The organism is Paenibacillus sp. FSL E2-0177, assembly GCF_037992975.1.
In the GTDB taxonomy this organism is placed as follows: Bacteria; Bacillota; Bacilli; order Paenibacillales; family Paenibacillaceae; genus Paenibacillus_AQ; species Paenibacillus_AQ odorifer.
On sequence record NZ_CP150307.1, the window covers coordinates 3388083 to 3400910 of the forward strand.

10 protein-coding genes are annotated in these 12828 nt (G+C 45.0%); 8 read left to right on the forward strand and 2 right to left on the reverse strand.

Annotated features, from left to right (window positions below; translation table 11 throughout):
- Window positions 1-208: 208 nt before the first annotated feature.
- The gene (locus tag MHI25_RS15245) at window positions 209-364 is read right to left on the reverse strand and encodes a hypothetical protein (RefSeq protein ID WP_280752948.1); all 156 of its coding nucleotides are present in this window, start codon (window positions 362-364) and stop codon (window positions 209-211) included.
- Window positions 357-1265 (reverse strand): AraC family transcriptional regulator, encoded by a 909-nt coding sequence (locus MHI25_RS15250; RefSeq protein WP_076184576.1) that lies wholly within the window; start codon window positions 1263-1265, stop codon window positions 357-359. The genes MHI25_RS15245 and MHI25_RS15250 overlap by 8 nt, the downstream gene beginning before the upstream one ends.
- Before the next feature lie 156 nt (window positions 1266-1421).
- Here MHI25_RS15250 and MHI25_RS15255 point away from each other — a divergent pair, with 156 nt between their 5' ends.
- The 8 genes from MHI25_RS15255 to MHI25_RS15290 all read left to right on the forward strand — a co-directional run bounded on the left by MHI25_RS15255 (window position 1422) and on the right by MHI25_RS15290 (window position 12624).
- On the forward strand, window positions 1422-2012 hold the full coding sequence (locus tag MHI25_RS15255) for an SDR family oxidoreductase (RefSeq protein WP_076125657.1): 591 nt from the start codon (window positions 1422-1424) through the stop codon (window positions 2010-2012).
- Between the two features lie 15 nt (window positions 2013-2027).
- A complete protein-coding gene (locus MHI25_RS15260; RefSeq protein WP_076184577.1) occupies window positions 2028-3011 on the forward strand; it encodes an aldo/keto reductase in 984 nt (327 codons plus the stop codon).
- A gap of 289 nt (window positions 3012-3300) precedes the next feature.
- Entirely contained in the window at window positions 3301-5115 is a 1815-nt protein-coding gene (locus tag MHI25_RS15265; RefSeq protein ID WP_340395621.1) for a hypothetical protein, read from the forward strand.
- A 170-nt stretch (window positions 5116-5285) separates the two neighbouring features.
- Window positions 5286-7646, forward strand: coding sequence for a glycoside hydrolase family 95 protein (locus MHI25_RS15270; RefSeq protein ID WP_340395622.1), 2361 nt, complete (start codon window positions 5286-5288; stop codon window positions 7644-7646).
- 179 nt (window positions 7647-7825) lie between these two features.
- Entirely contained in the window at window positions 7826-8719 is an 894-nt protein-coding gene (locus tag MHI25_RS15275; RefSeq protein WP_076190487.1) for an ABC transporter permease subunit, read from the forward strand.
- An 18-nt stretch (window positions 8720-8737) separates the two neighbouring features.
- Window positions 8738-9601 carry a carbohydrate ABC transporter permease gene (locus MHI25_RS15280; RefSeq protein ID WP_076184580.1) on the forward strand — a complete coding sequence of 288 codons (864 nt, stop codon included), beginning with the start codon at window positions 8738-8740 and terminating at the stop codon, window positions 9599-9601.
- A gap of 171 nt (window positions 9602-9772) precedes the next feature.
- Window positions 9773-10798, forward strand: coding sequence for a response regulator (locus MHI25_RS15285; protein ID WP_248548260.1), 1026 nt, complete (start codon window positions 9773-9775; stop codon window positions 10796-10798).
- Complete coding sequence (locus tag MHI25_RS15290; RefSeq protein ID WP_076125645.1) at window positions 10798-12624, forward strand: sensor histidine kinase; 1827 nt, start codon at window positions 10798-10800, stop codon at window positions 12622-12624. The genes MHI25_RS15285 and MHI25_RS15290 overlap by 1 nt, the downstream gene beginning before the upstream one ends.
- Window positions 12625-12828 lie beyond the last annotated feature (204 nt).

Sequence of the window (12828 nt, forward strand, 5' to 3'; positions counted from 1 at the left end):
TCGTCGTTGGTTGTCTCCCTCAGCTTGTATTTATCAACCTCTTGGGCTTAAGGACTCAGAGGATGTTATTTGCATATTAATCCCTTTTTAAGCATAGTTTCGGACCCCAATGCAGCTATTACTTCGAAATAGATTCATATTGAGTGTTTTCTGAGCCAATAGCGGCTATGCGGTCCTTTAGCATCCCAAATGTGAGATAATACTACGTTTAAGGTCCCATGGGTCCGATAGTGATCAGCAGATAGGATAAACCTGATAGGACCAGCCCGATAGAATCAGCCTGTGCGCAAAGGTTACCCATACAAGTTGGTGTTAAGCTGATAGTTCCATATTGTGAATGACGAACACGTTCGCTTTTATCCAATGAGCATATCTTCCTTCAAACGCTTGATGTCTGCTCTAGGTGGTGAACCAAACATCCGAGAATATTCGCGGCTGAATTGTGATGCACTTTCATAGCCAACTCGGAACGCGACATCCGCTGCATCCGCTGATTCAGATAATAAAAGGCGGCGAGCTTCCTGTAAGCGCAGATGCTTTTGAAACTGAATAGGACTCATGGCAGTTACCTCTTTGAAGTGTCTATGGAACGAAGAAATACTCATACTGGCTGTTTCAGCAAGCTCTTCAATCCGCAAAGGTTTATCACAGTTCTCGATAATCTGTTCGATGGCCTCCCGAATGCGGTAGGTGCTGCTACCTTCCATCGCAATTTGAGCGAGTGTAACTCCATAGGGTCCCTGTAGAAGCCGGTATAGAATTTCATCAGTATAAATCGGAGCCAAAAACGGAATGTCCTTGGGATCATCCAGCAAACGTACCAATCTCAGGATCGCATCCAATAGTGGTAACTCTATCTGCCCGACATACATAGCGCGCTTAGCATTTTCTTTCGGAGCGAGTTTAAATTCGGAATCATTTAGTACTTTCAAAATCTGACTCTGCGTGAATTCTAGCTTAAAGCTTAAATAGGGTGCGTTGGGAGAAGCTTTTATAATCTGACCGATAACGGGTAAATTCATTGATGATATTAGATAATTTGCGGGACCATACTCAAAACGCTCCTTGGCCAATAAGATCTCCTTTGTTCCCTGCGCAATGAAACATAAAGAAGGTTTGTATACTCTGTATACTGGCTCGGTCACATTGGAGTTACGAATCACAAACAATGAGGGGATAGCGGTCTCATATACTCCATCCTGGCTCGAATGATGTTCAATCAATCTGGCGAGTTCTTCTTTCCGCTCTAGTAATTCTTTAGACATGTGCTCCTCCTAATGTTTTGTTCTTATTCAATTATAAAGTAAAAACATCTTTTGTGTTAGTGATAGTGAGAGGAATAGGCAATCATTTAAGATAATTGAGATAACGGCGTTCACTTCATTTATCGCATAATTAGAACTAAGAAAGGGGTTTTGAAATTGAGCAATGTTTTGATCATAGGCGCTAATGGCGGAATTGCACGACATGCGATTGATTTGTTTTTGAACGAAACCGATGCCCGCTTAACACTTTATCTCCGTAACTCGGACAGATTAAGCCATATAACATCCAGCCGTGCTCGAGTAGTTGAAGGAGATGTGTTGGATAGTGAGCAATTAAAAGAAGCGATGATCGGGCAAGATGTTGTTTATGCTAATCTGGCAGGTAATTTGGAGAAAATGTCTAAGACTATCGTTGAAGCAATGAACACCACTGGTCTTAAACGTTTGATTTTTATCAGCTCAATGGGCATTTACGATGAAGTTCCAGGAGAGAAGTACAGCAGTATATTGGATCCATATCGTAAATCTGCAGAAATTATTGAAGCTTCAAATCTTAACTATACAATTCTGAGACCTGGATGGTTTACCTATAAAGACGAGATAGACTACGAAACAACTCAGAAAGGTGAACCTTTTAAAGGGAGAGAAGTGTCGCGAAAAAGTGTGGCTGCATTAGTTGTTAAATTGGCCGAGTCACCAGATATGGAAATTCGCCGCAGTTTAGGAGTAAACAAACCCAAAATCTAAAGGAGACACAAACTAATGGAATATACAAAACTTGGTCGTACTGGTTTGGATGTATCTAGAATTTGTCTTGGTTGTATGAGTTACGGAGTACCTGAACGTGGAATGGCTCCGTGGTCGCTAAATGAGGAGCAGAGCAGACCCTTTATTAAAAGAGCCCTGGAGCTTGGCATCAACTTCTTTGATACGGCTAATGTATACTCTGACGGAACAAGCGAAGAAATTGTCGGACGTGCCTTAAAAGAATTCGCTCGCCGCGATGAGGTAGTCATTGCTACAAAGGTGTTTTTCCGGATGCATCAGGGACCAAATGGAGCAGGACTTTCACGCAAAGCGATTATGACCGAAATAGACAACAGTCTAAAACGGCTGGGCACAGATTATGTGGACCTATACCAGATCCATCGTTGGGATAATGACACTCCTATCGAAGAGACCATGGAGGCCCTTCATGACGTAGTAAAGGCAGGTAAAGTTAGATATATTGGTGCGTCCTCTATGTATGCTTGGCAGTTCTTGCAGGCACAGCATGTTGCTGAGCGTAACGGTTGGACTAAATTTGTCTCTATGCAAAATTACTTGAATCTACTCTACAGGGAAGAAGAACGGGAAATGTTGCCTCTTTGCCGGGAAGAAGGAATCGGTGTGATCCCATGGAGTCCGCTTGCTAAAGGTCGACTAACCCGTGATTGGAATGAACAAACAGCTCGTTCAGAGATAGACGAAGTCGGAAAGGCATTTTATGCAAAAATGGCTGAGGCTGACCGCAAGGTTGTTGAGGTAGTTGCCGAAATTGCGGCAAAGCGCGGGATTCCACGTGCCCAAGTAGCGCTTGCTTGGGTTCTGCAAAAAGAGCAAGTAACATCGCCTATCATTGGTGCAACCAAAGCAAATCATCTGGAGGACGCCGTTGCAGCGGTATCAGTGAAGCTGGAGCCAAGTGAAATAGCGAGTCTGGAAGAGCCTTATGTGCCACACCCAGTTATAGGAAATCTAAGCTAGATAAAAAGCGTGATACCCTTGGGGATCGCGCCTTTTTTTTACCTAAGCTAAACTTTCATCTACCATTTAGTGCCTTTAGAAACTTGTCTTTAGTTTGGCTTAATCGTTGCTCAGCACCATGCGGGTGCAAGGGTTTGCATAAATAGGTGAATAAGAAAACACATTCCAATCGATAAAAATGACATGTTAATTCTTCTTAAGCCAAGGTAATATGTATCCGATATGTGAGAGTGAATATAGAAAAGGAGATGAACTCTTTATTATTAATTCCACATTGAAGCATACGCACATGAATACTGAAATTGGCCAACCAGCCATCCTCAATCCAAGTCAGGTGTACCCGACGGTTTCCTTCACACCGTGTGTTAACGGAAGGGTTGCCGGTGAATTGATTTTTGATAGAACGAAACTGGTGACTGAGTTGCCTGAGACTCCTATGGTTAAAGACTCGTTAATGGAATGGACACCGTTAGGCACGGCTGATCTACTGGGTACTTATGAACTGCGAATGACCCTCAAGCAGGACGGAAAAGCTCCTCAGTATGACTCATATTATTTTACCGTGCTGGATCCAAAGAGCATCCCCGCGGGACAGAGCACAATCGCTTTCCTTGGTAACGATGGAATGATGATGTATATCGGTGATTATCGAGGTAATCGGATCTTGGACTTTTCTAATGCGGGTTATAGGGGTGGTGGTGTTGAGATCCCGAATATTCCCGTTAAGTCGACCGTTCTACCCTTGGACGGAGACGCGACGGACCGTATTCAGGTGGCAATTGACCAGTTGGCTATGCTCCCGCTCGATAAGAACGGATTCCGCGGGGCAGTCCTTTTGAAAAAAGGCAGATATGAAGTCGGAGGCACGTTGTTCATTAAAGAAAGCGGGATCGTCCTTCGCGGTGAAGGTCAGGACAAAGAGGGCACTATTCTCTATGGTACCGGAGCGAAACTGCGAAATCTAATTGAAATTGGTGAAAATGCAGATCTTATGCTGGACAGCAACTCGAAGCAGATGATTTCAGATTTGTATGTGCCCTCAGGCTCGCGTTCTTTCCATGTAGAAGACGGGGGTGCTTACAATGTAGGCGATCAGATCATAGTCCGCAGAATAGGTAATAAAAACTGGATTCACGAAATTGGTATGGATAACATATATAAGCGCCCGGGTGGAACCGTAACCCAATGGTCACCGTTCAATCTGGATTTTGACCGAGTCATCACTGCTATTGTAGGTAATACGATTACGGTCGATGCCCCATTGGCGAATGCTATCGAACGTCAGTGGGGCGGCGGAGAGATCTATAAATATACAGACCATGCCCGCATTCAGCAGGTGGGGGTAGAGAAAATGAGGGTAGAGTCCGATTTTGACCCAAGTATTATAGATATTAAGATGGATAACGATACAACAGATCCTTATTATGCGGACGAAAAACATGCTGAACGTTTCGTCGTGTTCAACAGTGTGAAGAATGGCTGGGTTCGAGAGGTGAGAGGTTACCATCTGTCCTATTCTCTCGTTCAAATGAAGCGTTATTCCAAATGGGTTACGGTTCAGGACTGTCAAATGTACGATATGATCAGTGTGGTTACTGGGGGTCGCCGTTATGTCATACATCAGATGGGCCAGCTAAATCTCGCTCAACGTATTTATACAGAGACGGCGCGGCATGCGTTCACCGTCGATAGCTGGGTACCGGGGCCGAATGTATTTCTGGATGGAGAAGCTGTTAAAAATTATAACACCAGTGAACCTCATCATCGCTGGTCAGTCGGAGGCCTGTTCGATAATATCAAAGCTCCCATCTCTATTCGGGATAGGGCGTGGTTAGGCAGCGGACATGGCTGGGCAGGTGCGAATTATGTGACTTGGAATACACAAGGAGAGCTCACTTTACAGCGGCCACCAACCGCTCAAAACTACGCCATTGGCCATGTTGGTAGCAAGATACCCGGACTGCTTCCTAACGATTATGATTCCCGGCCCCGTGAAGATGGATATTGGTGCAGTTGCGGTCAACATGTCGTCATTAATAGTCTCTACAAGCAGCAGCTGATGGAACGTTTAGGTCGAAATGCGCTCAATAATATAAAAAAATAATTTACAGTAGGGTGCGGAATTTTCCGCATCCTTTTTAGTTTGGATCATAAAAAAACACAACCCCTAACAATCTATGCCATGGAGAGACATCAGGATCAAGAGTAGCATAGGAAGTGGAGTTACTGACGAATGATATGAACTGAAAATAGGAAAGGCCAGGTGAACAAGAGTTGAGTGAAAGAAGACGAGCGAAACAAGAGGTAGCATTACCGGCAACCAAGCAGGAATCAGAACGTCTTCGATTATGGTATACAAGCCCGGCGTCAAATTGGAATGAGGCTCTTCCCATAGGAAATGGGCGCCTCGGGGCAATGGTGTCCGGTATGATCGGCCAAGATAAAATCCAGCTTAACGAAGATTCAATTTGGTACGGCGGCCCTGGACGTGCAGCTAATCCTGCAGCTCAGCCATATTTAACAGAGATTCGGCAAATGCTGAAAGACGGCAGGCAGGCGGAGGCAGAACATTTGGCACGAATGGCTATGACTGCTTCACCAAAATATGAGCAGCCGTACCAGCCACTTGGAGATTTGATTTTAAAGTTTCTGGATTCCAGTGAGGTTATAGAAAAATACGAGCGGGAGCTCGACTTGGAGCAAGCGGTCGTTACGGTATCGTACCGTTGTGGCGGGGTTCGCTATTACAGGCAATATTTTATAAGTGAACCGGACGGTGTATTGGTAGTCCGATTGACAGCTGACAGACTTGGCAAGATCACGTTGGCTGCGAATCTTATGCGTCGTCCGTTCGATACCGGCTGTAGCACTGGTCCTGCAAACACAGTTTTAATGAATGGGGAATGCGGAGCGGATGGCGTTCGCTTTTGCACAGCACTAAGGGCAGTTCAACAAGGGGGCCGCCAGAGGCTCATCGGGGATTTCATCTCTATTGAGGGGGCAGACTCCGTCACCCTTATGCTGGCAGCGCAGAGTACCTTCCGTGTAGATCAACCTGAAAAAGCCTGTCTAGAGCAATTGGATCAAGCTACGGCTCAGTCTTTTGCAACTCTAATAAAGCAGCATAAGGAGGAATACAAGTCCCGGTTTGCTCGATTTTCAATCGATTTAACTAGGGATGGAGACCCGTTCGCAGAGCTTCCTACCGATAAGAGATTACAGCGTTTACAGCAAGCAAAAGATGAAAGAAGCAATCCCAATGAGTCTGGTGATCCGGGACTAGTTGCACTATATGTACAGTATGGGCGCTACTTACTGCTTTCCAGTTCTCGACCAGGTACGTTGCCTGCTAATCTGCAAGGCATATGGAATGATAGCTTTACCCCGCCATGGGAATCAAAATATACAATTAATATTAACCTCCAGATGAATTACTGGCCTGCCGAAGTCCTAAATATGGCTGAATGCCATGAACCGCTGTTTGATCTGATCGAACGGATGCAGTTGAACGGTCAAGAAACGGCAAAAGAAATGTATGGCTGTCGCGGTTTTGTTGCTCATCATAACACTAACTTATGGGCGGAAACCCGACCAGAAGGCATCCTAATTACCTGCACGGTCTGGCCAATGGGTGCTGCTTGGTTATGCCTTCATTTGTGGGAACACTACCGGTTTGGACTGAACCTTTCTTTTCTCAAGGAAAGGGCCTATCCAGTGATGAAGGAAGCAGCGATTTTTCTGCTTGATTACATGGTAGAGGAAGGTGGCTTACGAATTACTGGGCCTTCTGTCTCCCCGGAAAACCGCTTCCTACTTTCGGACGGAAGCAACGGCAGCCTCTGTATGGGACCATCCATGGATTTGCAAATCGCATATACATTGCTATCCGCCTGTTCAGAAGCGGCATTAATTATCGGAGAAGAAGATACAATGTTTCTCTCTGAACTACATGAGATGCTTGAACACATTCCACAGCCGAGTGTGGGCAGTCATGGACAGATTAAGGAATGGCTGTTTGACTACGAAGAGCAAGACGCAGGTCACCGGCATATTTCTCAGTTGTTCGCATTACATCCGGGGGAACAGATTGACATGAGGCACACCCCTGAGCTTGCTGCAGCAGCCCGGCGAACGCTTGAACGCCGCCTTGACGGAGGTGGAGGTCATACCGGCTGGAGCAGGGCATGGATCGTCAACTTTTATGCCCGTCTCGGTATGGGTACGGAAGCCTATGAGCATTTAATTAAACTGTTAGCCTCCTCCACGTATTCGAATCTTTTAGACTGCCATCCACCCTTTCAAATAGACGGCAATTTTGGTGGAGCAGCAGGGGTAGCAGAAATGCTGCTGCAATCCCACCGAGGAGAACTTCGACTATTACCTGCCCTTCCCAAGGAGTGGTCTTCAGGCAGCATAAGGGGGATGAGAGCAAGAGGTGGTTTTACCGTTGATCTTTTTTGGAGCCAAGGAAAGCTGGATGAAGCGACGATTCACTCTACGGTTACCGCTGAATATCGAATTTGGTCTGCCGTTCCGCTCGATCTGCCAGAACAATCTCTTATTAGCGATGGTCAGGGATTTGAATATACTTTTTCTTCAGTTGCAGGGAAGTCCCGCAAGATTTGTGCACAATAGTCAATCGTAATAAAACACAGGCAAGCCGAAAAATCTCCATTTTGAAGACCTGGATATTGGATTAACATTAGCCATACAACAAAATCCAAACTGCAACCAAAGGAGCGATATTTATGCCACAACAAGTGCCAGCCGCATTGCCAGCGAGCAGGCCAGATCTTTCCCCATTCCAAAGACGAATGACCAATTTGCGCAAATATAAGGCGCTATATCTCATTTCACTTCCAGGCATTATTTTTTTTATCGTATTTAAATACTTACCCTTGGCGGGTTCCATCATGGCCTTTCAAAACTACAACATATTCAAAGGTTTTACAGGCAGTCCGTGGGTTGGCCTTGATCAGTTCCGGCGGATGTTCACCTATCCAGAGTTTTTGAGAATTCTTGAAAATACTATCCTGATCGGCCTATATGATATGGTCTTTGCGTTTCCGGTTCCCATAATATTCGCCCTCCTTCTTAATGAAGTGAGAAAAGCTTTTTATAAACGGATTTTGCAGACCGTCGTTTATTTGCCCCATTTTCTCTCATGGGTCATTATTGGGGGGATTATGATTGGCATTTTGTCCCCAACGACAGGTATCGTGAACCAGATCTTAAATACTTTTGGGCTCGACTCCGTTTATTTTCTGGGCGAGGACTCGTATATTCGTACCATCCTGGTTGGAACAGGCATATGGAAAGACAGTGGATGGGGAACTATTGTTTATTTAGCCGCACTCGCTGCTGTGAATCCTGAGCTGTACGAAGCGGCTCGGATTGACGGAGCAAATCGTTGGAAACAAACCTTATCTATAACGATCCCGACGATCTTGCCTACTATCATGATTATGTTCCTGCTTCATATCGGTAACTTCCTTGATTTTGGCTTTGAGCGAGTGTTTGTATTTATCAATTCGCTTAATGAGACCAATGGAGATATTCTCGATACTTATATATACCGAGTGGGTCTTATTGATCAGCAATACAGCTATACAACAGCTATAGGCCTCTTTAAATCGGTCGTCGGACTGTTGCTAGTCATGATCGGGAATACGCTTAGTAAAAAAGCATCAGGGGATGGACTTTACTAGAAAGGAGTCGAAGAGTAAATGAAAAATAAAGGTCGCCTATTTGACGTTTTCAACTATATGTTTCTGATGCTGGTCGGGTGCTTGATGGTCTTCCCTCTGCTGCATGTGCTCGCCAAATCATTTAGCAGCACTCATGCCATTAATGCAGGCGAGGTTAAGCTATTCCCTGTAGATTGGACGCTTATGAATTATCAAGTTATTCTTGGGGATACCTCCATCTGGAGAGCTTTCATGGTAAGTATATTTATTACAGTTGTCGGAACGCTTATTAATCTGATTTTAACTGCATCACTGGCCTATCCTTTATCCAGATCCGAATATTCGATGCGCAAAGGAGTTCTGATTTTAATCCTAATTACGATGATATTTCACGCTCCGCTCATACCGAACTATATGGTCATCAAAAACTTGCACTTGATCGACTCTTTATGGGTATTAATCATCCCATCGGCCATCAGTGCATATAACCTGTTCATCATGCGTTCTTTTTTCTCAGCCCTGCCTACTGAGCTGATAGATAGCGCGCGAATGGATGGAGCGGGAGAGCTGCGCACGATGTGGAGCGTCATCCTTCCTTTGTCCAAACCAGTTATGGCAACTATGGGCTTGTTTTACGCGGTATCCCATTGGAATTCTTATTCATCGGCGTTGTATTTTATCAATACACGAGCGCTTTATCCACTTCAGCTGCGGCTTCGGGAAATCGTACTGAGTAACGACCTTGGGCAAGCGGGCAGCTTATTAGAAAACGTAAATGAAGTATCTCCGGCAGGTGTGCAAATGGCAGTTATTGTCGTCTCCGTCATACCGATTATTATCGTGTATCCGTTTCTGCAAAAGTATTTTATCAAAGGGATGTTAATCGGATCTATTAAGTCTTAAATTAATCAGCTTGCATCATCCTTTAAAAGAAACAGCCATCTGCTTATCAAAATATGGTAAGATATAATCCAAACTCAAAAATGGAAGCGTTGCCAATAATCGCAACTTCAAATCAATTTCATACCACAAGACAACTGATTCTGATTCCATTCCGGAAGGGATTTGATACAAGTGCGAGTATTGATTGTAGAAGATGAGCCTGTCATTCAAAAAGGATTGGTGAAGATGGTCCAGCGTTATCCGGTCTCATTCACCGCGATTTATACAGCCGACGACGGAGAAGCAGCTTTAGAAACTATCCAAAAGCTAGAACCGCATTTAGTGCTGACAGATTTGCGCATGAAGCGGATGGATGGCCTTGATTTATGTGAACGAATTCACCGTGATTACAGTCATGTCCAGGTGGCAGTCATTTCCGGGTACAATGACTTTCAATATGCACAACGAGCAATGGCTTATGGCGTTAAGCGGTATTTACTGAAGCCGGTTCTCCAGCAGGATGTGCATGATATGCTGAGAGAACTGATATCCGGCATGACAGGCAGCATTATTCCTGTTCATAAATACGTGGATTGGGCCGAACAGCTGGAACAACACATCTGGCTGCTGCAACGTGATGAGACAAACCGTCTGCTTGATGAAAGAGAAACATCGGGTTTATTTGAAGGATTGAACGTCTTTAGCATGGATGCAGTGCTGAATGATTGTCTGCAAATGATCGTAGATCGCTTGGAACGCCGAGGCTGGAAGCCTCCGTCCCGGTGCTGTGGAGGGGTAAAAGCCCCCAATACGAAAAAAGAAACGATGTTAGCATTTGTCGCGATAATAAACGGTATACTTGCGGAGCTGCAGCTTACTCGCAAAGGCAACTATAAGGACCCGGTTGAAGAAGCAAAAGCTTTCATTGATAAACATCTGGCTGAGGATGTGTCGTTAGAAGAAGTAGCCAAACGGGTGGGACTTGCCCGCACCTACTTCAGCGCATTATTCAAAAAAATGACGGGGGAAACCTTCGTACACTATCGGATCCGGAGACGAATGGAGGAAGCGCGCAGACTTCTTGCCGTACCCACCATGACAATCAGTGACATCTCGATTCATGTAGGTTACGAGGATTATCCTCATTTTACGAAGACATTTAAAAATCTCGTGGGTGTGTCACCTTCGGAATACCGTGCTTCGTTTGGCATTGAATAATGAGAGCAACCCTCAGCCGGAAGCTGCTATTTTATTTTACCATTGTCATCTTACTTTCCCTGTCAGCGCTGGGGATTTCCTTTTACAGCATTTCTGCCAAGCAATTGCAGTCAAGCACTGAAAACCAAATGATTCAGATCGTAAATAATGCAGTTCATCATACCAATCTATATATTTCATCCTATCAACGGTCGACCGTGGCGCTACTAACGGATTTGAGAGTTAAAAGATATATTGATCTATCAGCAGATCGTGAGGAATATGAAAATTACCGCTACACGACCGATATTCGCGATGCTATTGTTGAACCTGTATGGATTCGCAATCCCGAGATTGAAGCCCTATATATTATCGGGTATTCCGGGAATGCGCTTTATTATTATAATGGCGGTTCAGCGCCATCTTTTACACAGGAAGACACCGCTAGACAGATCCGGTATTTCAAAGAACATACAGATGTCAGTGGACAGTTGAATGTAATCAATTACAGTATCCGTGGGGATCAAACGCCGATGTTGACCTTAATCCGCAGCATTCGCGGTCTTCAGTCACCAGAGATGAAAGGATTCGTAGGCATCGAAGTCAAAGCGGAGGAGCTCTCTACGTTATGGAAAGGAATCGATCTTGGTCCCGAAAGCTATTTTTTTATTGTAGATGGCGAAGGCAGGATTCAATATCATAACGATCAAAACAAAGTAGGGACGTTGATTCCCGATAGTCTTGGCAAGCAAATTGAGCAAGCAGGAGAGGCGATGTTCCGCAGTTCGGCAGAGGGCGTGGAAAAATCTTATATCAGCCGTAATGCGGAATATTCCGGTTGGCATCTGGTTGTATCCATCCCAGACACTCAGCTGCAAAAGCCGCTAATTACCATCCGGAATTATATTATTGTTGTCGCGATTTTGACATTTATGATAGCGCTGTTTCTGGCAAGCCGATTTGGTAAGTCCGTTACTACACCCATCCGTATACTGATGAAAGGAATGAGCCAGACCGAAAAAGGAAATTGGGAATTAATCTCCCTTCCGAAAAGCCAGGATGAGGTCACTGGGCTTATCGTTCGTTACAATCTGATGGTAACCCGCCTGTCAGAGCTTGTGGACACCGTGTATCAGTCAGAACTGAAGAACAAGGAAATGGAAGCTGAGCGGCAGAAGGCCGAATTCCAATCCTTACAGCTGCAAATCAACCCTCATTTTTTATACAATACGCTCGAAACGGTGGTCTGCTATGCAGTAATTCAGGATTCAGATGAAATATCAGAAATTGTCGGAGCCCTGTCCTACATGCTGCATTATTCGGTGCGCACCAATCTTGAAGAGATAACCGTAGCAAATGAGCTGAAGCATGTCATCCATTATATGGTCATTATCAATCACCGGATCGGAAGGCCGTTTGAAATCGATGTGCGGATAAAGCCTGAAATGCTTCTGCGCAAAATGGTTCGCTTGACCTTACAGCCACTTGTGGAAAATGTGTTCCAGCACGCCTTTCGTTATGGTGTTGAAGATTATCACACAATTACGATTGATGCTGGAGAGGATGGCGATATCTTCTGGGTCAGCATTACGGATAATGGCAGCGGGATGACCCCGGAGCGGCTTGAAGAACTTCGCCTCAAACTGAGTGAAAATCGACTCGCCGATGTGGAGGAAGGGAAAGGAAGCCCAGGCGGCATCGGTGTGCAAAATGTTCATCGCCGGATTCAGCTTGTCTTCGGAGAAGAATTCGGCGTTGACGTAGAAAGCAGTCCAGAATGCGGAACACGCATGATCATGAGAATGCCGATTTCCGGAAGGAAGGAACATCAAGTACTTAATGCATAGGTGCTAATCGCCGAAGAGAAAGAGGATCAAAAGGCTGTCCTGAGGTCCGAGCCGCGGACTTTTGGGGATGGCCTTTTTTTAAAACGATAACCGATCACAAAAAAACACATCCCACAATAATCCACCCCATGGGAGTGCTGTTGATACAGCTTTATGATGGGTACAGGTAAACCAAATACCTTTTTATACTAATAAGGGGGATTA